This window comes from Methylovulum psychrotolerans (genome assembly GCF_002209385.1).
Classification (GTDB): domain Bacteria; phylum Pseudomonadota; class Gammaproteobacteria; order Methylococcales; family Methylomonadaceae; genus Methylovulum; species Methylovulum psychrotolerans.
In genome coordinates this window covers 4,838,983-4,863,785 of sequence record NZ_CP022129.1, presented here as the reverse complement: position 1 = coordinate 4,863,785, position 24,803 = coordinate 4,838,983, and the positions used below count along the sequence as shown (strand labels likewise).

23 protein-coding genes and 1 pseudogene are annotated in these 24,803 nt (G+C 48.8%); 15 read left to right on the top strand and 9 right to left on the bottom strand.

All coding sequences use genetic code 11. The features are described from left to right. Positions 1-218: 218 nt before the first annotated feature. Both mobV and CEK71_RS21975 read right to left on the bottom strand, forming a co-directional pair. Positions 219-1,529, bottom strand: coding sequence for a MobV family relaxase (gene mobV / locus CEK71_RS21980; RefSeq protein ID WP_088621373.1), 1,311 nt, complete (start codon positions 1,527-1,529; stop codon positions 219-221). Between the two features lie 156 nt (positions 1,530-1,685). After that, a complete protein-coding gene (locus CEK71_RS21975) occupies positions 1,686-2,708 on the bottom strand; it encodes a protein rep (protein ID WP_157679578.1) in 1,023 nt (340 codons plus the stop codon). Positions 2,709-3,076: 368 nt separating this feature from the next. Between CEK71_RS21975 and CEK71_RS21970 the strand changes: the two genes are divergently transcribed. Beyond that, positions 3,077-3,283 carry an RpnC/YadD family protein gene (locus CEK71_RS21970; protein ID WP_157679576.1) on the top strand — a complete coding sequence of 69 codons (207 nt, stop codon included), beginning with the start codon at positions 3,077-3,079 and terminating at the stop codon, positions 3,281-3,283. A gap of 151 nt (positions 3,284-3,434) precedes the next feature. Continuing rightward, a complete protein-coding gene (prmC, locus tag CEK71_RS21965; RefSeq protein WP_088621736.1) occupies positions 3,435-4,271 on the top strand; it encodes a peptide chain release factor N(5)-glutamine methyltransferase in 837 nt (278 codons plus the stop codon). A gap of 76 nt (positions 4,272-4,347) precedes the next feature. On the opposite strand, the gene CEK71_RS21960 is transcribed toward prmC, so the two are convergent. Next, complete coding sequence (locus CEK71_RS21960; RefSeq protein WP_232463716.1) at positions 4,348-4,980, bottom strand: glutathione S-transferase family protein; 633 nt, start codon at positions 4,978-4,980, stop codon at positions 4,348-4,350. An 8-nt stretch (positions 4,981-4,988) separates the two neighbouring features. Continuing rightward, positions 4,989-5,684, bottom strand: a complete 696-nt coding sequence (locus tag CEK71_RS21955; RefSeq protein ID WP_157679575.1) for an SDR family NAD(P)-dependent oxidoreductase — start codon at positions 5,682-5,684, stop codon at positions 4,989-4,991. Between the two features lie 660 nt (positions 5,685-6,344). Between CEK71_RS21955 and CEK71_RS21950 the strand changes: the two genes are divergently transcribed. From CEK71_RS21950 to CEK71_RS21940, 3 genes are read left to right on the top strand one after another with little or no spacing between them, the layout of a single operon-like run. After that, positions 6,345-7,445, top strand: a complete 1,101-nt coding sequence (locus CEK71_RS21950; RefSeq protein WP_088621368.1) for a baseplate J/gp47 family protein — start codon at positions 6,345-6,347, stop codon at positions 7,443-7,445. Further along, on the top strand, positions 7,432-8,340 hold the full coding sequence (locus tag CEK71_RS21945) for a hypothetical protein (RefSeq protein WP_088621367.1): 909 nt from the start codon (positions 7,432-7,434) through the stop codon (positions 8,338-8,340). Before CEK71_RS21950 ends, CEK71_RS21945 begins: the two co-directional genes overlap by 14 nt. After that, positions 8,337-8,780, top strand: coding sequence for a hypothetical protein (locus CEK71_RS21940; protein ID WP_088621366.1), 444 nt, complete (start codon positions 8,337-8,339; stop codon positions 8,778-8,780). The genes CEK71_RS21945 and CEK71_RS21940 overlap by 4 nt, the downstream gene beginning before the upstream one ends. 100 nt (positions 8,781-8,880) lie before the next feature. On the opposite strand, the gene CEK71_RS22985 is transcribed toward CEK71_RS21940, so the two are convergent. The 3 genes and pseudogenes from CEK71_RS22985 to CEK71_RS24375 all read right to left on the bottom strand — a co-directional run. After that, the gene (locus CEK71_RS22985; RefSeq protein ID WP_157679573.1) at positions 8,881-9,147 is read right to left on the bottom strand and encodes a hypothetical protein; all 267 of its coding nucleotides are present in this window, start codon (positions 9,145-9,147) and stop codon (positions 8,881-8,883) included. 1,662 nt (positions 9,148-10,809) lie between these two features. Beyond that, positions 10,810-12,222, bottom strand: a complete 1,413-nt coding sequence (locus CEK71_RS21930) for a DUF6531 domain-containing protein (protein WP_088621364.1) — start codon at positions 12,220-12,222, stop codon at positions 10,810-10,812. Between the two features lie 17 nt (positions 12,223-12,239). Next, positions 12,240-12,359, bottom strand: a pseudogene (locus CEK71_RS24375) (IS701 family transposase); the annotation flags it as partial. A gap of 144 nt (positions 12,360-12,503) precedes the next feature. On the opposite strand from CEK71_RS24375, the gene CEK71_RS21925 reads away from it, so the two are divergent. Then, positions 12,504-12,941, top strand: a complete 438-nt coding sequence (locus CEK71_RS21925) for an FxsA family protein (protein WP_088621363.1) — start codon at positions 12,504-12,506, stop codon at positions 12,939-12,941. Between the two features lie 44 nt (positions 12,942-12,985). Here the strand turns inward: CEK71_RS21925 and CEK71_RS21920 are convergent, their stop codons facing one another. After that, positions 12,986-13,249 (bottom strand): YgaP family membrane protein, encoded by a 264-nt coding sequence (locus tag CEK71_RS21920; RefSeq protein ID WP_088621362.1) that lies wholly within the window; start codon positions 13,247-13,249, stop codon positions 12,986-12,988. A 117-nt stretch (positions 13,250-13,366) separates the two neighbouring features. On the opposite strand from CEK71_RS21920, the gene uvrD reads away from it, so the two are divergent. Beyond that, positions 13,367-15,544 carry a DNA helicase II gene (uvrD, locus tag CEK71_RS21915; protein WP_088621361.1) on the top strand — a complete coding sequence of 726 codons (2,178 nt, stop codon included), beginning with the start codon at positions 13,367-13,369 and terminating at the stop codon, positions 15,542-15,544. A gap of 185 nt (positions 15,545-15,729) precedes the next feature. On the opposite strand, the gene CEK71_RS22980 is transcribed toward uvrD, so the two are convergent. After that, the gene (locus CEK71_RS22980; protein ID WP_157679571.1) at positions 15,730-15,882 is read right to left on the bottom strand and encodes a hypothetical protein; all 153 of its coding nucleotides are present in this window, start codon (positions 15,880-15,882) and stop codon (positions 15,730-15,732) included. Between the two features lie 1,410 nt (positions 15,883-17,292). On the opposite strand from CEK71_RS22980, the gene CEK71_RS21910 reads away from it, so the two are divergent. From CEK71_RS21910 to CEK71_RS21870, 8 genes are all read left to right on the top strand, one after another. Next, complete coding sequence (locus CEK71_RS21910) at positions 17,293-17,901, top strand: hypothetical protein (protein WP_088621360.1); 609 nt, start codon at positions 17,293-17,295, stop codon at positions 17,899-17,901. Between the two features lie 11 nt (positions 17,902-17,912). Beyond that, entirely contained in the window at positions 17,913-18,515 is a 603-nt protein-coding gene (locus CEK71_RS21905; RefSeq protein ID WP_157679569.1) for a hypothetical protein, read from the top strand. Positions 18,516-20,358: 1,843 nt separating this feature from the next. Beyond that, positions 20,359-21,027 (top strand): hypothetical protein, encoded by a 669-nt coding sequence (locus CEK71_RS21895; protein WP_232463715.1) that lies wholly within the window; start codon positions 20,359-20,361, stop codon positions 21,025-21,027. Positions 21,028-21,679: 652 nt separating this feature from the next. After that, positions 21,680-22,738: an aromatic ring-hydroxylating oxygenase subunit alpha gene (locus CEK71_RS21890; protein WP_088621356.1), complete on the top strand. Its 1,059-nt coding sequence runs from the start codon at positions 21,680-21,682 to the stop codon at positions 22,736-22,738. A gap of 358 nt (positions 22,739-23,096) precedes the next feature. Further along, the gene (gene hypA / locus CEK71_RS21885) at positions 23,097-23,438 is read left to right on the top strand and encodes a hydrogenase maturation nickel metallochaperone HypA (RefSeq protein ID WP_088621355.1); all 342 of its coding nucleotides are present in this window, start codon (positions 23,097-23,099) and stop codon (positions 23,436-23,438) included. Continuing rightward, positions 23,438-24,223, top strand: a complete 786-nt coding sequence (hypB, locus tag CEK71_RS21880) for a hydrogenase nickel incorporation protein HypB (protein ID WP_088621354.1) — start codon at positions 23,438-23,440, stop codon at positions 24,221-24,223. Before hypA ends, hypB begins: the two co-directional genes overlap by 1 nt. A 40-nt stretch (positions 24,224-24,263) precedes the next feature. Further along, the gene (locus tag CEK71_RS21875; protein WP_088621735.1) at positions 24,264-24,479 is read left to right on the top strand and encodes an addiction module protein; all 216 of its coding nucleotides are present in this window, start codon (positions 24,264-24,266) and stop codon (positions 24,477-24,479) included. Beyond that, positions 24,476-24,766: a type II toxin-antitoxin system RelE/ParE family toxin gene (locus CEK71_RS21870; protein ID WP_088621353.1), complete on the top strand. Its 291-nt coding sequence runs from the start codon at positions 24,476-24,478 to the stop codon at positions 24,764-24,766. The genes CEK71_RS21875 and CEK71_RS21870 overlap by 4 nt, the downstream gene beginning before the upstream one ends. The last annotated feature ends 37 nt before the right edge of the window (positions 24,767-24,803 follow it).

The following is a 24,803-nucleotide window of genomic DNA, read 5'->3' as shown; positions in this document are numbered from 1 at the left end:
AAATCAGAGTTATTACTAAAGTATCAAGAGAAGGAAAACCACCCCAAAATCGGCTGTTTTTAGCCCTCATTTGCCGCTCTTTTAATGAGATTAAAATAGCCTATGGTGAGGTCGCTTTGCTCGGTTACGCCCGTTTGTGGGCGACTGGAAGCTTGTAATCAGGGAAAGGGAGTTTTAGAGGCAAATTACATCAGTTCGAGGGCACTCCGCCCTCTCTGTTACCTCTCAAAATCATTTGTGTTTTGTTTTTTATGCTCTGGTTCAAAATTTTGTGAAATAGCAGACCGTTTGCCTGTGTAACGGTTATTTTCAGCAGCAACAATGAGATTTTTATCTATAAAATTTGATTGCGTAGTTGCTTTGTCATACTCCATCACACGTTTCACATCATCACTGAACCGTAAATCACGACCAACTGAGCCTAAAATTTCGTATTTTCTAGCTACTGCTTTTTTAAAACTAGTTCCATCATCTTCCAAAAAAGCCTTATCTTGAAGCTCTTGCAGCCGTGTAACCTCTTTTAAATCAGGGTGCAAGGATGGTGGTGTGTTTTCAGATAACGCTTTTTCCCGAATTTTCGTCATTTCAATCTTAAACTGAGCAGCGATTTCACGATCTTTGGTTAATTCAATTGTTCTTTCTCTAAGAAAATCTTTAGTTTTATTAATTTCGTTTGCATCGGCTACATTCAAAAACTCTGAAAATGACATCGTTTTAGCAATCAGCTTGTTGTATTTGTCTCTCAGTGCGTTATTTTCGCTCTGTAAGCGCAAATACTGCGAATACATATCGTCTATCAACTTTTTTTGTTTTCGCTTGTATTCGTCAAATGATGCGTTAATAGCGGCATGTAACTTGGGTTCGTAGGATTCAAAAGACTCAAAAAACGATTTTTGAGGAATGTTCAATTCAATATCTACATCAACCTCATTTTTTTTCCTGGTCGCTTCATCAATATTTGTATTCACGGTTGCATAGTAATTTTTTATTGAATTGTGCTTTGCAAGCGATTTTTCACGCCCCCGATCAAGTCCCAAATCACTAACAGTTTTAGCAAAATTCGTCTGCATCTCTGAAAGAACATTCCGAGTACCGCCAATAAATTTTTTGGCATTTAAATTGCCAGTGATTTCGTCTATCGGCACAACATAGGCAACTAAATGAGGTGTAGTTTCATCACGATGAATCGATGTGCTAATCAAATTATTTTTGCCATATTTATTTTCTAGCCATTTCCTAGACCTCTCAAAAAATATTTTTTCACGCTTAGGATCTCCCCACCCATCCCACTCAGGACTGGCCGTAATTAAATGCTCAATACACAAAACTGCATCTTTACGTCTTTTTTCAGGGATACGATCACGAATAGCAGTCATGCATTTTTCGTTTGTATCTAGGTCATGATTATTCAAATGTGTACGATCAGAATCAGCATTAAGAGTCAACCGATTACGATAATTATGGGATAAAGAACCGCCAATATCTCCCATTGTCTTCAGCTTTTGAACGCGCAAAATAGCATAAGCCATACGAGCCACCCAATGCCCAAAAAACACACGGTATCAGATCGGGGGAAACTTTGCGACAGCCAAAGTGGACTCACTCCACTTTTAAACGGGGTAAACCCCATTTAAAAGTAAGTGAGCAAGGGGCGAACCCCTTGACCCCAAAAAGCAAAACCGCCTTTAGGCGGTTTCAGGATAGACATTAAATTTCGGGTTATAGACATACCGCCTTTGACTTGGCAGATACGAAAACCCGAACCGAGTCTCGTCCGTTTCAACAACTTCTTCAGTTGTCGAAATCATTTCTTCATTTGAGATTTCATCCTCATTTTTGAGGATTCCTTTCAACACACCCCCATCACTATAAAACCTCATTCGGTGGGTTTGGCGTGTGACTTCGTGAAGCCATGCCCCTTGATCATCGTAAAGCAACATGTCCGCAGGCTTGACCGAATATTTAAAAGTCTCAAGGATCGCATCATGCAAAGCGGCTTGGTTTTGCTCTGCCGTTTTCTTCTTATTTGGCTTGACTGCCCGAACGTCCACTTGCGGATAGTAGTCGAGCCGCATTGCCTTAATCCACATTTCCGTCCATTCCGATTGCTTGATGTAACTCGTACCCTTGAAGTAAGTCGATTTGACTAACAGCATCACATGAAAATGCGGATGTGCGTGCATCTCTTGTCCCTTGTATCTTGGGCGTGTTAGCTCTGTCGCTTTCAGAAAACCATCAACCACAGACTCAAATCGCTTAGTTTGTCTAAGCCTTTGCCACCCTGCATTCATCTCCTTCAGAGTTGAACGCAAGTCGGTCACATGGGGATTTTTCACAGTGAGGGTAAGGAATATCCAACGATGTGAGGGATAGCTATTCATTACCGATTCAATATTTTTATACATCAAGGCACGCATACGCAAAGACCTCCGCCATTGGCAGACTGGGCAATGGCGGACACGGCAGAACCAGACCTCTTTTAAGACCAATGCCCCACCTTCAGGATTAACGCCAAATTTTAGATAGCCACTACAACCATTGATACGGTCAGCCAATTTCTCGAACTCTATGTCCTTGTTATACAGGACAGCGATGTCTTCAGCAGATGATCGATGTTGATCCCAAGTGATTTCATGGGGGGCAAGGTCAGATAAGAATGTATCTTCTGCATTGTACAGAAGATCATCACAATGATATAATAGGCTCATAAAGCTCAAGTAGTGAATGGATGTCGAATACCCACCACTATACGAGCTTTTTTTTTGCCTGTCCATTATACCAAAAATCACTTCAAGAAATAGGTTGAGAACCATATACAGCAAGGCTTTGAACCCTTTTTAATGTCTTCAAAAAAAATCAGAGTTATTACTAAAGTATCAAGAGTATTTCGCTTTTTATAACGGCAGACGTTCGCATTCGACATTGGGCTATAAAACCCCTTTGGAATTTGAGCGGGAATTTTACAGCAAGGTTGCCTAAGAAAGTGTCCGGTTTTTGTTGACCATTACAAGTATCCGGTGACGGCTATCAGGAATTGGTGAATACAATCTATGATTCGAAAGAAAAGGTGGCAAACGTGTTAACAGAAACATTAGCAAAATACGGGCAAAATTTTTATGTCAAAGGCAGAGAAGAAGGCTTGCAAGAAGGCTTGCAGAAAGGCAGACAAGAAGCCCTGCTCAATGCGGCCCGCAAGCTGTTAAGCTCAATGGATGATGCCGCGATTGCCGAAATAACCGGCTTGCCCGCCGCTACTATCGCCGAACTGCGCCGCACTTGCTAAGAATTAAAGGCACTTTCCCTTTCCAAGTATTCCCTATCTCCACAGAGCATAATGGGCAGACATTTCTCTTTCGGCTATAAATGCAATGCTGAAATACGGCACTACCCCCATTCATGTAGGCCTTAACGCGCCTACCCAACACCAAATACCCATGCCCACCATTAAAGCCCTCTTGGCGCAAGCCACCCAAAACCTAAACGCCAGCAGCGGCTCCCCTGCCCTAGATGCCGAAGTTATCCTATGTCACGTCTTGCAAAAAAACCGCTCTTATCTACGCGCCTGGTGCGACAATACCCTTACAGAAACCGAGCAAGAACAATTTTGGCAACTTTGCCGCCACCGTCAACAAGGCCATCCTATCGCTTACCTCACCGGACAGCGCGAATTTTGGTCACGCGACTTTATCGTCACCCCGGACGTGCTGATCCCGCGCCCTGATACCGAGTTGCTGATAGAACTCAGCTTGGCCTTGGTCGCCCACGATGCACCAGGCCCTATTCTCGACCTAGGTACAGGCTCCGGCATCATTGCCATTATCCTCGCCGCCGAACGCCCCAACGCCCACGTCACTGCCACTGACTTTAGCCCTAAGGCTTTAGCCGTCGCCCAACAAAACGCCGCCCGCCATCATCTCAACAATATCGGCTTTTATCATAGCAATTGGTTTGCCGACCTGCCGCCGCAACGCTTTCAGCTCATCGTCAGTAACCCGCCTTACATTGATCCGCAAGACCCACACCTACACCAGGGTGATGTCCGCTTCGAACCGGATTCGGCATTAATCGCCGCCGACCATGGCTTGCAGGACATTAAAACCATAGTGGCTACCGCCAGACACTGGCTGAGCGAAGAAGGATATTTGCTAATAGAGCACGGTTATGACCAAGAGGCTGCCGTACAGGCTATTTTTAAAGCATCTGGTTATCAGGATGTACGGACGCATAAAGATTTATCGGGACAAGCGCGGGTGACGGGTGGGCAAACCTAAAGTATAGGCATACGCCCTGGAACGTAGATACCTTACCGCCGCTTACCGATATGCAGCTAAGCCACAAAACACGTGCCTAGGCGCATTGGATACCGATATGGTTTGCTTGGGCTTGCACCCGCCCGAACCACGCCTTTATATGCCGATAAGCGGACAGGTCAAACTCGCCCTCCTCGGCAACATGGGTATAGGCGTATAAGGCCATATCGGCAATGCTATACTGGTCGGCGACAAAAAAGCACTTAGCTTGCAAATGCCGCTCCATCACATCCAAAGCCGCATAGCCCGCCTCCATCTTACCCTTCAGCGGCTCCGCATAATGGTCTTTCGCCTTGAGAATACTGATCCAATAACGTGCTGTGGCAATATTTGGCTCATGGCTATACTGCTCAAAAAACAGCCACTGCAAGACTTGCGCTTGGGCAAAGGCATCGGTCGGCAAAAACGCCGTATTCATCGCCAGATACCACAAAATAGCGTTCGATTCCGGCAAATAGTTGCCGTTATGCGCCAACACCGGCACCCGGCCATTAGGGTTAAGCTGCAAAAACGCATCAGTACGCGATTGCCCGCTTAAAATATCGACATCAACCCTTTCGTAGGCAATGCCCAACTGCTTAAGCAACAACCGTATTTTGTAGCAATTGCCCGACGGCAAAAAATCATAAAGCTTGTACATATCCGCCCCATTAAGAAGTAAAAACGCCACCTTTTCCCCTAGCCAGACTTGCCCTCCCCCAACAACACAAACAACAGCCTATCCAATAGCCTCGCGGGCAACAGCTTTGGCAAATAAAAATTGGCAAATTTTTGCGGAACCGGATTGTAGCGCACCTTAGGGCGCTTGGCCTGCATGATGTTTAGCACCAGCTTAGCGATAACGAGAGGGCTTAAGCCTTTTTTCTCGCCCGCCAAAGAGATGGCGATAAATTTTTTAAACGGCTGCTCGTAGCAGCTCCCCGGAAAGAAATTAGGGGTTGCCGCTTTTGCCCAAATAGGCGTTCTGACGCTGCCCGGCGCAACCACGACAACATCAATGCCCAACAGCAGCAATTCACGCCTTAAACTATAAGACAAGCCTTCCAGCGCATGTTTGCTTGCCGTATAACCGCCTAAGAATGGCATGGCCAGTTGCCCAGAAACCGAACTGATATTGATGATTTTAGGCCTAATGCCCGCACTATCCGCCCCCAATAGCGGCAAAAAAGCCTGTATGACCCGAACCGGCGCCAACACATTCACCTCCAGCATCGTCTGTATGTCATCCAGCGGTTGCAATTGCAGCGGCGCGGGCATGACAATACCCGCATTATTAACAATAACATTGAGTGGCCTGCCTGCCAAAGCCGCTTCTACCGTCACAACCGCCTGGCGCAAGGCAGCCCCGTCCCGCACGTCAGCAAGCAAAGGCACGAACAACCCCCCCACTTAGCTTGGCAACGGACCGCATCTGCGGCGGTTCTCAGCGTCCCAAACACCCTGTAACCGCTGTCTATAGCCAAGCCAATATAATTTGATATGATAATAGGCTATTGTAAAAACGATCATCTTGAATGGAAAACGAATGGCTTATCCAGCGGCATTCAGAAAAAAACTGCTTTCAGTGATGAAAGAACAGGGCCTGACCATCCCGGAAGCCGCGGCCGCATCTTGCTTAAATTCCAGGGTAAATTTGGGTTTTTTGACTTTATCTGTTTTGCTCATTTTTCACCTCTGCTGACATTATAATATGCCTTTGGAAGTGTCCGGCTTTATTAGACCATTTCAAAACCCCACCCCAGCCCTCCCCTTCGCAGGGGAGGGAGTGAAGGGCTTCCCTGTCGTACAGGTGGGGCTAGGAGGAAAGCTCTAGGAGCCGTTCCCTTCGGCTTCGCTCAGGGAACGGCCTTTCGGTTTCGCTACCTACTGGGCTTTGGCAACGGAATATATTCTATAATGTAGAGTCTACATTGTAAATAAAATTAAAGTGCCACCGCGTAAATTGGGTCGGCGGTTTTGCTCCCCATTCCCCGCCTATTCTCCCCCGTCGTGACGCTACACTCCCCGGCAATTCCCACTACCTTGGCTTTGACTATGTTCCAAATCAAAGATTTTGCCAGTATTGCCGCGTCGATGATGAATTACGCGAAGGCGACCCAGAATAAGTTGACGGATTTTACGGTCGGTTCGGCGGTGCGGACGGTGTTGGAGTGCGCGGCGATTGAGATGGATGAGTTGTACCAGCAGATGTGGTGGGGGCTGAAGGAGGCGATTCCGGTGGCGGTGTATGCGGCGTTTGATTTTGCGCGTTTGCCGGCGACGGCGGCGCAGGGGGTGGTGACGCTGACCTTGAGTGCGGGCGAGGCGTTTACTTTGCAGGCGGGGACGCGGTTTACTTCGGTGGCTTCGTCGGCGGTGGTGTATGCGACCTTGGTGGATGTGGCGGTGACGCAGGCGACAGTGGAAACGACGCTGGAGGTGCAGGTCAGTAGCATTAATGCGGGGGTGACCACGGCGGTGCTGGCGGGAACGGGGTTTAGTGCGGCGGTGCCGCGGTTGACGGCGGCGGTGGCGAAGGCGGATTTTTCGGTCGGCTCGGATGAGGAGACCGACACGCAACGCCAGCAGCGTTTTATCGCTTATGTGCAGAATTTGGGGCGCAGCACCGAAACGGCCTTGGCGTATGGCGCGACCACGGTGGCGTTGCTGAATAGCGATGGGGTAGTGGTGGAGGCGGTGAAGTATGCGCGGGTGGCGGAAGTGGTGGTCGGTGATGTGGTCGAGGCGCATTGTTATATCCATAACGGGATTGATGGTGCGTCGGCGGCGTTGTTGGCGGCGTGTGACCAAGTGTTGCGCGGTTATACCGATGCCGATGGCGTGGCGGTGCCGGGTTGGAAGGCGGCGGGGGTGAAGTTGGTGGTGGCGGCGACCAGTAATGTTGCGGTGGATTTGGCGGGCGAGGTGACGTTGGTGTCCGGTGCGGATGCGGCGGTGGTGGCGGTTGAGATCGAGGCGGCATTGACGGCGTACTTGGCGGGCTTGGATAGCGGTCAGGCGGTGTTGGTGGCGGAGTTGGTCGCGGCAGCGATGGGGGTGGCGGGGGTGGCGAATATTAAGCTGACTGCACCTGCGGCGGATGTGGCGGTCAATCCTTATGAAAAAGCGATTAAGGGGGCGTATGCGTTTACTTAATCGCTTTTTGGATTGGGTGCATGACGGGTTTAGCCGCTCGCCTGCGGCGGTGGAAGTGATCGTTATCCGCGCCCCGGACAGCAGTTTGCGGCTGACGTTGGAGGATAACACCTTGGTGTGCCGTCAGGCGGATGCGGTGGTGCTGAGTGTGGTGGTGGATGAGCTGACGGTGGCCGAGGTGTATGGTCAGTTGGCGGTGCTGTATCCCGATAGTGTCTTGCAGGGCGGTTTAGACGATAAGTCGGCGCGGATTTTGTTGCCGCCGCGCCGGTTTATGGATTCGTCTTCCGGGCAGTTTGTGTTTGTGATCGGGGCGTACCAGTCGCTGTTGTATGTGCTGTTGGATACTTATGCGACGCAGTTGGAGGCGGTGCGTGACGATATGGCGGCGATGCTGGCGCAGGCGTATTTGGCTACGGCGGCGGGCGAATGGCTGGAGGTGTGGGGCGGTTATTTTGGCGTGGCGCGGCTGTTGGACGAGGCGGATGACGATTATGTGCGCCGTATCGTCGCCGGGCTGATTAAGCCGAAGTGTAATAATGTCAGTATGGAAGTGGCTATTGAGGCGTTGTTCCGGCAGGCGGTGAGTGTTGAAGATATTGCCGAACGCCCCAGTTGGTTTCGGGTGCGGTCGGCGTTCGATTTGTTGGGCGGTACGTCGCCGACGGAATTTGCGGCGGCGATGGCGGCGTTTATCGGCAGCACTAAGGCGGCGGGGACGCAGTTGGATTCGTTGAGCCTGGTCACGCCGACGATTGGCGACAGTCTGGCGGTGGCGCAAAAAGCCCGCGACCGTTTGCCGCTGACCATTAGCCAGACGCATTTTTTTGATGGCCGTTATGGGTTTAACGGGGTTATTCAGTTTCAGGCGACGATGACGGGTGAGGTGTTATGAGAGACAGTTTATTGCGTCCGCAGGGGCGGTTTGTGTTGGAGGTGTTCCGGGACGGGCAGTTGTGCGAGCGGGTTGATGAGCCGAATTTAATTGTGGTGGGTTATCAGGCGATGTTGGCGCAGTTGTTGGGCAGCGGCTTAGCAGGGCAGTGGGCGGTCAGCCAGATCGGCTTCGGCACTAGCGGGGTGACGCCGACGTTTCAGCAGACGGTGTTGGCGAATGGTTTTGTTAAGGCGGTGGATGGGGTGGCTTATCCGGCGGCGAATAAGGTGGAGTTTGCCTTTAGTTTGGACGCGGGTGAGGCAAACGGTAAGGCAATTTTTGAGTTTGGCCTGTTGGCGGGCAATGGCACGCTGTTCGCGCGGAAGGTGCGCACCCAGGCGTTGGCGAAGACGGGCGATATTTCATTGTCGGGGCGTTGGTCGATTGAGTTTTTATAGGGGGTAAGGTGGCTAATTTAACGGCGGTGGATAGTTTTGATGCGGTGTATAAGGTGGTCAGCACCGATAAGGTGACGGATGGGGTGTTTAATACGGTCATTCAGGCCTTGCTGAACCGTACCCAGTTTGTCAGGAACCGTTTGCCAGTGGGAATGATTGCGATGTGGTCGGGGGCGGTGAATACCATTCCGGCGCATTGGGCGTTATGTGACGGCACGAACGGTACGCCGGATTTGCGCGGGCGGTTTGTAGTGGGGGCTGGGCAGACCTTAACCCTATCGAACACAAATGGGCACAGCTTAAATCCATCCGCAACCAAGCACGATGTTCCGTTGACGACCTCTTCACTGGGGCGGTTACAGGACATCTTTTTATATCGGATTAGCTATAGTCGGCGGTATGTAAGTGTAGGCATGGGTGCGGTTGCCGTTGGTGTCGTAATCGTAATGTACCTTGCTGGTGTTGGGGATGATAGTGTCGGTCAGACGGTTGAGTGCGTCGTAGGTATAGGTTTGGTCGTTGGCATCGCCGTTGCCCCAGGTCTTGATGTTGCCCAAGCGGTCATAACCCAGTTGTTTGGTGGCGTTGATCAGGCTGTAGCCAGTCATGCGCCCGTCGCTATCGTAGCTGCGGGTGATGGTGGGTGTGCCAGTCACGCCAGTCAGTTGGTAGCGGCTGATGGGGCCGAGTGGGCGGTAACTGATGTTGCCGATTAGCGTATTGAAGTTAGCCCCAGTGGGTTTTTTAACGGCAAGACTGCTGGGGCGGCCTGTGCTGTCGTAGCTGTACTGGACGACCATACCGGATGGGTAAGTCATCTTTAGCAGCCGTCCGGTGGTGGTGTCGTAGCCGTAGCTGAGGGTTTTTACGACGCTGCCTTGGGTTTGGGTTTTGCTTTGCACCCGGCCTTCGCTGTCGTAAACCCAATCGGTCGCACCAGTGGGGTCGTCGATATGGCTGAGCTTACCTTTGGCGTTGTTGACGGGGTTGGGGTTGCCGTCGTAGCGGTAATTGAGGGTGACGTTAGGATTGGTGTCCATGTTAGACGCAGCCGCATTACCAGCAGAAACATAGGCGACGCTGAGCAGGCGATTCAGGCTGTCGTAGCTGTAGGTGGCGGTGTTGCCGCGTGCGTCTTGGCTAGTCAACAGGTTGCCGGCGGCATCGTAGACGCTATTGGTGATGGTGCCACGGTCGGGGTTGCTCTCATCGGTGAGGTTGTCGAGGCCGTCGGTGTCGTAGGTGCTGGGGTTGCCTTTCGGGTCGGTAACTTGGCTCAGGTGGCTGAGGTTGTCGTACTGGTAGCTGACGTTACCGTTCGCCGCATCAAGCATCGTCAACAAGCGGTTGAGGGTGTCGTAGGTGGTGTATTGGGTGTTTTGACTGGTGCCGTCGCCGGGGCTGGCCATGTCTAAGGTCACGTTGCCTTGCGCGTCGTAGTTATAGGTGTGTACGGGCAGGTTGGCGGCGTTGAGGGTTTGCCACAGGCGGCTGAGGTTGTCGAAGGTGCGGTTGACGGCGGTGGCGGTGCTGCCGTTGGCGTAGGTGACGGTTTCTTTAGTGCGGTTGCCGATATTGTCCAAGGTGTAGGTGATTTTTTCGCCCGCCGCATTAGTGATGCTGGTCAGGCGGTGCGCGGGGTCGTAGCCGTAGGTGATGGTGCCGTTGGCGGGGGTGGTGACGGTGTTGGGCAATCCGGTCGGATAATAGACGAACTGGGTGGTGCGTCCGGCGGTAGTAGAGCTGAGCAGGCGGCCGCGCAGGTCGTAGGTCAAATCGGTTTCTTGGCCTTTAGCGTCGACGATAGTCAGGGCGTGGCCGTGGCCGTCATAGTTGCTGTAGGTGGTGGTGTGGCCTTGGGCGTTGGTGACGGTATGCAGCCGCTTAACCGCGTTGGCCGGGGTGTTGCTGTCGACGGTGGCGGGGTAGTAGGTATAGGTGGTGACATCGCTGGCATCGGTACGCGGCCCGTCAACCGAGAGCGGGTTGCCATCGCTGTTGTAGGTATATTGCCAAGTGCGTTCGGTGCCTAGGGCGGCACTGGTGTCTTGCCCGCCATTGGTGTCCATGGTGGTAAAGACGTTTTTGCCACGCCGCAGACCGGGGCGGTGCTGTCGGTGCTGTCCGCCCATGCCCAAGTGGTGAGGCGCAACGGTTCGGCTTTGGCGATGGGCACCCGCCAACGGTTGTGCCATTCGGTGGTGATCTTGCGCTCGTTGGCGGCGGGCGTGTAGGTGGTTAAATTGGCCGGACAGGTTGTGCCGGAGGCCATGCCTTCGATACGCACGGTTTCGAGGTTGCGGCCTTTTCCGATAGTGTTGGGCGAGGTGTCGTAGGCGTAGCAAGTGGTGTTGCCGTTGAAGTCGGTGCGGCGGGTGACATTGCCGTTGGTGTCGTAGCTGATGGCGTTGGCGGCGGCGGGGCAGTTGGTGCCGGGGCCAGCGGGCTGGTTTTGGCCAGTGCTTTTAACCACATTTTGGATACTGGTGAAATTGCGCGTATACGTTGAGCTTAACGGCTCGGTAATGGCTGAGGACAGGATCTGTTGCCCAGTGCTGTCGGTGTTGTAAGCCAGTTGGTATTTTTCGACTCCGCCCGCATGTTCGGTGGAGATGCCCCTGCCCGTCGCGTCATAATTGAATGTAGCGAAGCGGTTGCTGTTTTCGTCGGTGATGCCAGTGAGGGCGTGGGGCAAGTTGGCACCGGCGGTATATGCGCTTTCGTTGTAGCTATAGGTGCGTTGCTTACCGTCCGGGTAAGTGACTCCGGCCAAGTTATTATTGCTGTCGTAAGCGTAAATATACTGGCTACCTGCTGGGTCGGTCAGGGTGGAGACGCGGCCTTGGGTGTCGTAAGCAAACGTCAGGGAGCGGTTATAGGTATCCGTGACGCTCAGTAATTGCCCTAAGCCATTATAAGACAAGGTTTGGGTATAACCGGAACGGTCTTTGATGCCAATCAGCTTGCCGTTAGCGTCGTAGCTTTCCACTGTGTCGTCAGCAGTGGTCAGTTGCCAACCGCCGGATACTTTAGCAAGCTTGTCGGTGATGTCGGTATCAATATTGCCATCGTTGTCGGCATCGGCAAACCAACCGCCGCTGCCAGGCTTATAAACGATTTGCTTACCGTTGGCATACATGACCCGGGCGACAGTGCTGCCATCAGAATATATCTTACTGTCGTAGTTATGCTGCCATTGGCTGCCGACACTGCCGGTGGCGGCGATGGCTGAGCTGTGGTAGTAACGGACAAAATGCAGCTTACCGTTGCCGGGGTAATCGGTTTCGGTTTGGAGCTTGTCGCCGGTACCGGGGTTGATGGGGTTGCCTACGGGGCAGTTGGAACCCGGACCAAAGTTTTTGGGACCCGGGCTGGGGGCGTAGATGGGGCATTGTCCCAGCGTAGGTGTTGATGTCGCACTATAAGAACAAGAGGCATACATATAAGAAATAACTGATGTTACGCAGCCCTTAGTTTTTGCAACTCTTCATAAGCCATTTGGTTGGCCTTGACGAACAGCTTGGCCCGCATAGCGAAATGATTGGTTTTATGTTTTATCTTCAGGCATTCGAGCTTGAACCCCATCAGGGGGAGGGAGACGGATTTTCGTTGCAACTTGTTGTATTAATTAAATATAATAACTTATTTGTTACCCGCGATCTGAACCATTTATTTTAATTTGAACCTCAGATTTAAAGATAACGACTGCCCAAGGAGCCTGCAATGAAAATCATCCAAATACTGTTTCTGGTGGTGCTGACCGTACCGTTTATAGAAATTTACCTGTTATTGCAAGTGGGCGGCCTGATCGGGGCGTTTCCGACCATTTTTCTGGTCGTGTTCACCGCCATGCTGGGCGCGTGGCTATTAAAACGGCAAGGCTTGGCGACTTTCCAACGCTTTCAGGCCAGTTTGGCAAAAGGCGAAATGCCGGCTTATGAGATGATTGAGGGGCCGATTATCTTATTGGGTGGCGCATTGCTGTTAACGCCGGGCTTTCTGACCGACATACTGGGTTTTGCCTGTTTGGTGCCGGCCTTGCGCCGACGCATTGCCCAATATATTTTGGAAAACCATCTCTTGCAAGCGGTAGGGGGATACGGTCAAGGCCAAACGCCCGAACGCGATGCCTTGGAAGGCGAGTTCCGTAAAGAAGACTAAAACCCAAAAGAACTACCTCCTTGTAGTTCTTGTTTAACTAAGGTTTAGCTGGCGGCGCTGTCATCAGCGGCTGGGGTGCTGGCTTCGCTGGCGGCAGCGTCGCAAGTGCTTTTACCCATACCCGCATAAGCAGGGCAAAAACCGGTAAAACCTGTGCCGACCAACACTAAGCCAACTAACAATAAAGCAATTTGGGCGGTGAATACGGACACAACGAGCAAGCCTGCGCCTGCGTATAAACGGTATTTTTTCTCTTTTTCACCGACGTTGTGTTCAAACTTGAGCATACGTTTAAAATCAAAACTCATCTGAAAATCCTCTCTCTATGTAGTTGTTATTTCTATTGCCAGCAATAGGTTATGGCTCATAAGAGCCGGATCAAATATACACAGCTCCCAAAATTCTGCAAGCGATATAAATTTATTATGGACGTAACGACAATCATCGACCCCTTAAATGACGCGCAACGCCAAGCCGTCACTGCCCCTTCCAAGGCCATGCTAATTTTGGCGGGCGCGGGTAGCGGCAAAACCCGTGTGCTAGTCCACCGCATTGCCTGGCAGATTGAAGTGGAAGGCCTGTCGCCGCAAAGCATCTTGGCGGTGACGTTTACTAATAAGGCGGCGCGGGAAATGCGCAGCCGTATCGAAACCCTGCTCAATGTCTCGGCGCACAGCATGTGGATAGGCACCTTCCACGGCATAGCCCACCGCCTGTTGCGCCGCCATGCCGCCGATGCCAAACTGCCCGACACCTTTCAGGTGATGGACAGCGCCGACCAATTGCGGGTCATTAAACGGGTGCTGGCCGCATTAAATTATGATGAGGCCAAATGGCCCGCCAAACAAGTGCAATGGCATATCAATGCCCAAAAAGACGAGGGCATCCGCGCCCGCCATGGTTTAGAGACCGGGGACGTGTACCAGCGCACCATGCTGCGGATTTACCGCGCTTACGAAGAGCTGTGCGACCGTTCCGGCTTGGTCGATTTTGCCGAACTGTTGTTGCGCGTCCATGAATTATGGCGCGATAACCCTGCTATTTTGGCACATTATCAACAACGCTTCCAGCAAGTCCACGTTGATGAGTTTCAAGACACCAACACCATCCAATACGCGTGGCTGCGCCTGTTGACCCAAGAGAGCAATAATCTGTTTGTGGTCGGCGACGACGACCAATCCATTTACGGCTGGCGCGGTGCGAAAATTGAAAACATTTACGGCTTCCAGCAGCATTACCCCGACCACGAAGTCATTAAACTGGAACAAAATTATCGCTCTACGGGCAATATCCTCAGTGCCGCCAATAAGATTATCGCCAATAACAACGGGCGCATGGGCAAAGAGCTATGGACGGAAGCCGGGCGCGGCGAGCCTATCCTGTTATATACCGCCTTTAACGAACAGGACGAGGCGTATTTTGTCGTCGAACGCATCCGCGCCTGGGCGGAAGCGGGCAACGCCCGCAACGGTTGCGCTATATTATACCGTTCTAACGCCCAATCCCGGCAATTTGAAGAACGCCTGATGCAGGCCGCCATCCCCTACCGGGTCTATGGCGGCCTGCGCTTTTTCGACCGCGCCGAAATCAAAACCGCCTTGGCGTACTTGCGCCTGCTCGCCAACCGCCATGACGATGCCTCGTTCGAGCGGATTATCAACACCCCCACGCGCGGTATCGGCGCGAAAGCCTTAGACGACATCCGCGCCCTGGCGCGTAGCGATAACCAATCGCTGTGGGCGGCGGCGATTGCCTTGCTGCAAAGCGGGCAACAGGCGGCACGTGCCGCCAACGCCCTGAGCGGGTTTTTAATGCTGATTAAAAAACTCGCCGAACAGGCCGAACCGTTGCCGCTGCATGAAAAGGTCAAAGTGGTTTTGGAAAAAAGCGGCCTGCGGGATTATTATGCCAAAGATACCGCCAATAAAGGCGAGGAAAAAGTCGAAAACTTGGATGAGCTGGTCAACGCCGCCCGCCATTTTGACTTGGCGGTACTGCCCGCCGATGAGGATAATTTTAGCCCCTTAGATCGGTTTTTGGCCCACGCGGCCTTAGAGTCCGGCGACATGCAGGCCGAGGATTTCGACGACTGTGTGCAATTGATGACCCTGCATTCCGCCAAAGGCTTGGAATTTAAGCTGGTGTTTCTGGTCGGGCTGGAAGAAGGCCTGTTCCCGTCGCAACAATCTGTTGATGATATTGCCCGCTTAGAAGAAGAGCGGCGCTTGTGTTATGTCGGCATCACCCGCGCCATGGAACAGCTTTATATCACCTACAGCGAATCCCGACAGCTCTATGGCCGCGAAAGCTACCCGAAACCGTCCCGGTTCTTGCGCGAAATCCCTGCCGATACCATCCAAGAAGTGCGCCTGCGGGCGCAAATCACCCGCCCGGTGACGACTGTCAATGTCGCTGCTAAACCGGCTTTATTGACTGAAAGTAACCATTTTCAGGCTGGGCAGACCGTGCGCCATGAAAAGTTTGGGGTTGGGCGGATTTTGCAAAGTGAGGGCGAAGGCAAGCATGAGCGGGTGCAGGTTAAGTTTGCCGAGGGGGTTAAGTGGTTGATGTTGAGTTATGCTAAGTTGGAGTTGGTGAAGTAGGGTTTTTAACTCGATGTTCAAGTTTTTAACATTCAGATAAATAGCTTAGCTAGCGGATATTGTAAAATTATTTAAAACAACAAGTTGCAGCGAAGCCCGTCTCCCTCCCCTGATGGGGAGGGTTGGGGTCACTGCCATTAAGTTAAGGGTTTTTGTGGCTATATGGACGATAATAAACGAATTTTTTAGATTATTAACATGGTTAAAAAAAGCGGGCAGTTGAGCGGAGCCGGGATCTGATCGATGCGGACAGCTTTCGCCGACAAGCCCGTCGCCGTTGCAAAGCCTTGATTGCAGATCAGGTAGTCTGTGTAGAGTTCTATTTTTTCTTTTTCCATCCGTCAATGATACTCTTTTTGGGATGGGGTGCGTAACATCAGTTATTATTATCAATATTGACGTTTATGAGTTTAAGTCAAACTATCTCCCTGATAGTGTGCTGAGTGGTATTGCAAATAATCTTCTCTCACTGTATATAAAATAATCTGATTTGGTTTTTTAATAATTAGCCAATTTCCAATATATCAAGAATGTAATTTGTAACTATATAATTAATATAACTTTTGCTTATAATCTTATAATTTAACCAGAATTAAAATAAGCGATAAACAAAAAATTAAAATCTTGCAATCCCGCTAACCGTCTAGGTTCGGCTATTGTAAAATTTATAACAATGCAATATAAATCATATACATACTTACCCATTGGATAATTTGATTATCGCCCATACCAAGGCGAAGAATTTTATTAGTCTTGGTATGGGAGGTTTTATGGATTAAGTGTAAAACCTAATGATGGGCGGTGGCACGGATAGGGCAACCAATGGCCTTTGCTTAAATTTGGCACGGTTGCCACATCAATATGTGGTCGGGCAATCATATCCTATAACGTTCAGGATTAGGATGCCGCGATTGAAGAAGAGGGCGATAGGGATATAGGGCGGTCGGCCAGAATGCTTTGACAAGCCATTGGCCGTGGCGAGTGCGGTTTCCAGAATCTGGCTACGCTAATCTGACACCTCATGGCAAGCGGTCAAGGGTGTTTATGCCTGAATATTTCCCCAACCTGGAAGCCTTAAGACCCCCCTAAGATCAGCCAATAAAATGCCCAAAAAACGTATACGGACTTGTCCTTAAAACGCCTATTCATAAGGGATTGCGGCGGAGTTGAATGTAGGGGCTTTGTAATGCCAATCCGACTGTATGGTCAGGTTAAAAACCCTACCGTGCCTAGTGTCTTGAGCCACAAAGCTACCGGACATAACAGGTCTAATTTTAAAATCCAAGGCGAATTTACGTCCTACATATAGATAGCAGGATACCTTCATTTTTAATTGGGTTCGATGGGATTTAGTCACGCTATCGCAAAGATAATGACGGGTTCCAATAAGTAGCTCCCCACCCCACCGCATTTTGCCGAGTAGCTTACCCCCGCTTATCTCACTATCAGCCCCATTTTTTATATGCCAGCTATTTCTCCCCTTACGCTCCGCAGCGAATACGGCTATTTTGGATGAAATTCAGTTTTTTTTGATGAAACCAAAAAAATTTAAAAACAAAATTAAGAAAATCCGTAAATAAAACAGACGCTTTAATAATTAGTGAAAAATTCACTTATTATTAGGTAAAAGTTAATATCTTTTGCTATTTTCAAATGTTATTGTCGCTTAATGGTTTTACACCATCATTGCCCCTTATCGCCCATTTAAGGGCGGACTATTGTAAATTTCATTGGATACTGAGGATATTATGCCATTACCGATTATTTTAGGGGGGGCGGCTCTTATTTCTGCCGTTTATGGGATCAAAAAAGGTATGAATGCAAAATCGGATTTTGACTCTGCTAAATACTGGAGAGAAAAAGCCCAAGAACTATACGATGAGGCAAAAAATGATCTGGAATTTGCCCATAATAATGCAAGGCAAGCAATGGAAGACTTGGGGGAATCAAAGTTTGAAATCTACGAAAAATCCATTATTCCTTTCGTTGAGGTTTTTTCGAATATAAAACACATTAACTTTGATGACAATAGCCTTCTTGATGCGCGTGATTTACCTCAAGTGAGCAACACGGAGCTTAAAGAAATTAGGGAAGCGGCTTTAGCAATGAAAGAAATTGTTGGCGGTGGAATTGCCGCGCTAGGCACTGGCGGTTTGGCTGGTTTAGCCGCTTATGGTGGCGTTGGTTTATTGGGTACTGCTTCAACAGGAACAGCAATTGCTACGCTGAGTGGTGTTGCGGCAACAAACGCCACCTTAGCTTGGTTGGGCGGAGGTTCACTTGCTGCTGGTGGTTGGGGTATGGCAGGGGGAGTGTATGTTCTGGGGGGATCGTCGCAGGGCCTGTTCTCGCTGTAGGCGGAATGATATTGGCCTCAAAAGCTGAGGCGGCAAAACATGATGCTTACGCCGATCACGATAAAGCTGAACTTGCAGCAGAGGAAATGAAATCGGCGACAGTGGCGACAAAGGGTATCGAACGACGCTTCAATGAAACCAATTCCGTGCTAACCGCTTTGAATGACAGGTTTATTCCGCTACTGTCTTCATTAACAGCATTAGTTTTGTCAAACACCAATTATTCAACATATTCAGAAGCCGATAAAAAGGGCGTTTTTATGGCTGCTTCCATTGCCAAAACGATTAAGTCTGTTATGGAAACGCCATTGGTTAATGATGACGGAGGAATTTCTCATGATTCTGAAAAGGTTATTAATGTTGCTGAAAAGACGCTTGCCTCTCTGGTTGAATTGGAACCGTTGGACACTCCATCTTCCACCACATCAGCTACCCAAACCATATACCACAACTCTCTGTGGGACATTGATGAAGAAGGGTATCCTGAAGTGTTGGTTCACCCTGGGACATTTACAGACCTCCAACAAAAATGGTATGCAGCCATTTTTATAGCGTGGGAAATGGGTCAAGATTTTGACCCAACCACAGTTGATTTGAAACCTTTAGAGTTCTGAACTAAATTTTAACACGATTAAAACACTGACCTTTGGGTTGGTGTTTTTTGTGTAAATCGGATGCCTATTTAGTGCCTGACCGAAAAAGGCTACAAGCCTTACGGTATAAGGCATACAGCGATTTTTTGAACGCGAGTTTTTTAAAAAATGCATGATTACGCCCTGCGGCAACATATAGATGCTACAGTAAGACTTATAATAGCATGAAAAATAAGCATAAATTAATAGTGCTATTTTTGGTCGAGAAAAAACTCGTTACCGAAAAAGCATATTAAGTACATGATTTTAAATAAAAATATGAATTTTCGGTCAGACACTATTTACCACAAATTTCAGGATACTATTTTGAACCCCGTCAGCTTTAAACCTACTGCTTGTTATTTTTTAGCGAATATCAATATATTAACCTTTTGTTAAACGTAATGAATATGGACAGAATGCCACCGATGCCAGAATATAACATCAATGCGACTAGCCAGGAATATTTAAGATTAAGTAAAAGCTTGAGGGTAGACATTATATTTAGATCTTTTGTTTAGGTGAAAAAATGGCTAGTTCAAACAGAAACGGTAAATTTGATGCAATAGCGGGTGGATACCTATCTAACCACCTGACAGAACGATTTACAGAAAGGACGTTTAATATTTTTAATGACTGATGTTACGCACCCCATCCCAAAAAGAGTATCATTGACGGATGGAAAAAGAAAAAATAGAACTCTACACAGACTACCTGATCTGCAATCAAGGCTTTGCAACGGCGACGGGCTTGTCGGCGATGCTGGCCGCATCTTGCTTAAATTCCAGGGTAAATTTGGGTTTTTTGACTTTATCTGTTTTGCTCATTTTTCACCTCTGCTGACATTATAATATGCCTTTGGAAGTGTCCGGCTTTATTAGACCATTTCAAGGATGCCGACGCCGACAACGAGCATTTCGACGGCAAAACGACCGAATAGGTTAATCGCGTGTCCCTACCACTTTGCCTTTTCAGGCAAAATGAAATGATTTAATAGACATCTTTCCTAAATGTTGCTGACCATATAAACGTTGACAGGTTAAAATTGGCCCGGTGATCCTTTTGATACCCAAAGGGCACAAGTAAATCGGTGATCCTGTCCCATCAGGTCATTCAGGCATTTGACTTGGCAAATGTCGACCATCAGGTATAGCAAACCTGCCAACACCAGCAGTACGTTGATGTTTTCCAACCTGGCCAGGTTGGCACCGCATTTGTCCATGACCACTTTTTCGGGCAAACCATAGCCATCAATGGCTTACTTGAAGAAACCGGTGGCCGCCGCTTCGTCGCGGCATTCGGACAGCATAAAATTAACCGTATCACCAAACTTGACGACCGCGAGGTACAGTTAAACTCATTCGCCTTTGATTTTGATGGTCGTCTCGTCCATACGCCAAGAGCTTATCACTGATACTGCCCGTATTGGCTTTATCAGCAACACAATGCGTGCGGTGGGTATCCATTCAATTGCCATTACCGCGCGTAAAGGCGCTCTGGCTTAGTGCCTATGGCCGACAATATCTGCTCTGGACAGTACCTGATGAGCCGTATTTTGGGCATTGCCATTCACTAGCCCAAAAACAAGCCGCCCTCTCCGGTATTGCGGACTTTTGTAGATTTTATGATTTCTCCAGAAGGACAAGGTATTGCCGCAAAAGCCGGTTAAACAACTGTGCAAAAGTCTTTTAACAGGCAAGCCAGATTTTTAAAGGCTTGCAGAGATAAAAATGTTAAATGATTTATGAGCGGTTACTTATGTGCCGTTGCATTAAGCCGAACACCTATCAATTTCATTTTATGGCATTCAAAATAAAGGGTAATAGTGACATCTGAAAATATCGGCCAGGATCAATTAAAGGAGCATAAGCGACGGATTGCCTTCCATGAGGCGGGACATGCGACGGCTATTTATTTCAACAATAAAGCCAGAAATCTGCCGCCAGTTTTTTTTCAAATTAATCTTAAAAACATAAACGGAAAGCCTGAAGAATATCTTAAGACACGTCAGACAATGCATGATGACTGCATTGTGGGAGTTGAAGGAGGCCGGTTAGTCGAGTTTCTGCCCTCATCTATCGATGCTTTGGCGGATAACACAACAAGCCATGATGAATCCATGGCTGATTTAATAAAAGCCATTGAAGCCGACATCATTAACCTGCTTATAGGGCCACTAGCAGAAGCCAAATATGTTGCCGATACTGACGGTGAAATATTTAACCAGAAATTAGTCAACTTGAACGCATTGAAGCATTATGGCGGACGCTCTGATCTTGCGCTAGTTAATGACTATTTACAAAGCTTTTCTCCATACAAACAACAGCAGGACAAGAAGCGGGATGAATTGTTTTCTATAGCGTTTGGCTTCATAAAAGATCAGCAAAGCTGGGCGGCGATTACCAAATTGGCCAACTATATTATCGATGGCAACAAAATCCTTATCGGCTATGAAGAAGTTGTTTCATTATTGGGTTGCCCTATTGATGATTAGTCATTTTTTAACTGACCAAAAAGTCAATTGTCAGAACATGTGCGAAGACGGCTTTAAAAAGCCATGAAACGGGTATTTTCAATGTGTTATGAAAATACCCGGCAAGTTATAAAGGAACTTTATTTGCCGATGCTGGCACATTCGCCTCTACTGCTTTATTCGCATGAGATTGCGGTGAATAAATTCATCCTAAAACCTTACCTGATGACATAATAACCCTAAGGAAAATAATGACAATGACACTATTTCTAATTTGTAGAAGCAATAAGTTTTCATGCTCTAAATACATAGCCATTAAATATCAATAGGTTAATAAAATATCAAAAATTTAAAAAAGTATGCGGAATGTCGGTTAAGCCTTTGTACCCTTAAAATGGCCTAAAAAGTCGAACATTGCGTATATAGTTGCCATTTTGAACAGCGGCCCATATTATCCGACTTGCGCAAGATTTCCGTGTAATCGCGCCTGGGTTGATTAAATTCTTGCCCCAGACCGAATTAACGGTTGTCTATCGATACAAGCCATTTGCGTAACGCCGATTATCACTGCCGCATATTTTTCTTGCGACACGTCTACGGTTATTGCGCTTAGCGGCTCCCATTTTCATGTAGTCATTATTTATGATCGTTTCAGTCTTACAGACAAACTCCGATGAACAGTATCCAATTTTGCACGAAAGCACTTTCTTCCACTATGGCGCTTATGAGAGATCAATGGTATCCGGTACTCGAAAGCGTAGAACTCACGCATAAGCCACTTGGAATCGAACGCCTTGGACAGAGAATGGTCTTCTGGCGTACTGAGGATGGACAACCTCATGCGCAAATCGAACGGTGTCCGCACCTTGGTGCGGCGCTAAGTGCAGGACACATTATCAGTGATCGGTTAGTTTGCCCTTTCCATGGATTTGAGTTTGATGGCTCTGGCGCTTGTGTTCACATTCCCGCCAACGGCAAGGAGTCTACAGTACCAAAAGGCATGTCAGCCACCAGTTTTACTTTAAGTGAAACCCATGGGTTTATCTGGCTCTGGTGGGGTGATGCTCAGGATGAATATCCGGGGGTTCCTTTTTTTTCTATTCTGGAAACTGGCTGGAAATACCATACAAACATCGTTGAATGGCCAGTCCACTACACCCGGGCTATTGAGAATCAACTTGATGTGGCGCATTTGCCATTTGTTCACGCGAATACGATTGGGACTGGCGGAAAAAGCTTCGTTGATGGCCCGTATGTCGAAGCTGACCAACAAGGGATACGGGTCTGGGTCACCAATCATCAGGATCATGGGCAACCGCATCTTGCACGACAGGAACTCGCCAAGGAAGCCGATGGCAAGGAACCTAGCTTGAGTTTCCAATTCCCAGGAACATGGCTGTTGAATATCAGTTCTGACCTGAAGAACTTTATTGCGTTTGTGCCGGTTAACAATCAGTCAACCCGCTATTATCTGCGCCTCTATCACCACGTTCATATACCCATCATTTCGATGCTCTTCGAAAAGGTAATGGGGTTAAGCAATTTATTTATTCTTAACCAAGACAAACGAGTAATTTTGAAGCAAACCCCGACAAATAGTTTAGATGCAAACCAGGATCGGTTTATCCGCGCAGATCGCGCAATCATCGAGTATAGGCGGCACCTCAAAAAATCGCTCAAACTGGGGGATACTTCAGAACACACTGTAACTGATCTTGATATTTCTAACTGATGTTACGCACCCCATCCCAAAAAGAGTATCATTGACGGATGGAAAAAGAAAAAATAGAACTCTACACAGACTACCTGATCTGCAATCAAGGCTTTGCAACGGCGACGGGCTTGTCGGCGATGATGGGGAGGGTTGGGGTGGGGAGAATCTAAATAAGGATTTTTTTCATTAAACAGACTAAAAACAGCCTGTTTAAAATCTCTGAGACATAAGAATAAGTTATTGATTTTATTCTACCCACCCCCGCCCTCCCCATCAGGGGAGGGAGCGGCCTTACCCTAAGGTCTGTGTTTTTAACAAATTCCCCACCCTATTCAGGGTAGGTTTTATGAAAAACTTGATGATCGAGTAAAAAAACATGCATGAAATGTCGCTGTGCGAAAGCATTTTGCAGGTATTGGAGCAACAGGCGGAAGCTCAGCACTACCACAAAGTCAAAACCGTTTGGTTAGAAATCGGCGCGTTGGCCGGGGTTGATGCCGAGGCGTTGCGGTTCTGTTTCGATGTCGTTATGCAAGGCTCTTTGGCCGACCAAGCCCACCTTGAAATGGTTGCCGTACCCGGCCAAGCGTGGTGTTTGCCGTGCGCCAGCCATGTTACCGTCCAGCAATTATATGATGTATGCCCGCACTGCGGCAGCTATCAACTACAGATCACTAACGGAGATCAAATGCGTATCAAAGAATTGGAGGTAGAATAATGTGTGCTGTCTGCGGCTGCGGCGAGGGCCACTCGCACGATCACGACCATCCCCATGATCATGCTCACGATCACAGTGCGGGACATTCACACGCCCATGCCCCCGGCTTAAGCCCATTGCGGATGGTGCAAATCGAACAGGATATTTTGGCGAAAAATAACCGTTATGCCAGCGAAAACCGCCGCTATTTCAGCGAACGCGGCATGTTGGTGCTGAATTTGGTATCCAGCCCAGGTTCCGGCAAAACCTCTTTGTTGACCGAAACCATCGCCCGTTTGCAAAATGAGGTCGCCATCACGGTCATCGAGGGTGACCAGCAAACCGCCCGCGATGCCGAACGCATCCGCGCCACGGGAGTTTCGGCGGTGCAAATCAATACCGGCAAAGGTTGCCATCTGGATGCCCATCGGGTCGGCCATGCCGTAGAAACCTTGCAAGCGCCCAAGCACAGCCTGCTATTTATCGAAAATGTCGGCAATTTGGTCTGCCCTTCGGCCTTCGACTTGGGCGAAGCCCATAAAGTGGTGATTTTGTCCGTCACCGAAGGCGAGGACAAGCCCATCAAATACCCTGACATGTTCCATGCCGCCGATTTGATGATCCTGAACAAAACCGACTTATTGCCGTATTTGGACTTTAACAGCGAAGAGTGCATACAGTTCGCTAAGCAGGTTAACCCTAAGATTAAGGTCTTGTCCTTGTCGGCAAAAACGGGCGAAGGGATGGACGGTTGGCTGCAATGGCTAAAGGCTGAACTGGCCTTGCAGCGGATTGCTTATGCTTGATGGCAGAGGTTTTGCCGTTACCCATGTAGAGGTTATTAAAATGAACAGGAAACAATTATTTAACGAGGCGTTAAACTTACCGTTAGCAGACAGGGCGGCATTGGCTGAACAGTTGTTGGCGAGCATGGATCCGCCCATTCGGGAAATTGATAATTTATTGGCGCTTGAAGCCGAACGCCGAATTGACGGATATGAGCGCGGCGAACTGCGCTCAAGCCCAGCCGAACAAGTTTTTAACCGCTTGGAAGCGAATTGATAGTCCGTTTCCTTGAAGTTGCCGAGGCGGAGTTGGAAGCGGCCATAAATTATTATAATCTGAAAAAAACAGGATTAGGCCAAGCGTTTCTCATAGAAATAAAGGCGACTGTCAGCCGTATAGCCAACTTCCCTGAAGCGTGGCAACCATTGGGCCAACGTACCCGGCGTTGTCTTACCCATCGGTTTCCCTATTGCGTGGTTTATCAAATACGCGACGATGAAATATTGATTATCGCCGTAAGCCATTTACACCAAAAACCGATGTATTGGCAGGGTAGATTATAATAGTTTTAAACACGCCTTATAACCCAACAAAAAACCT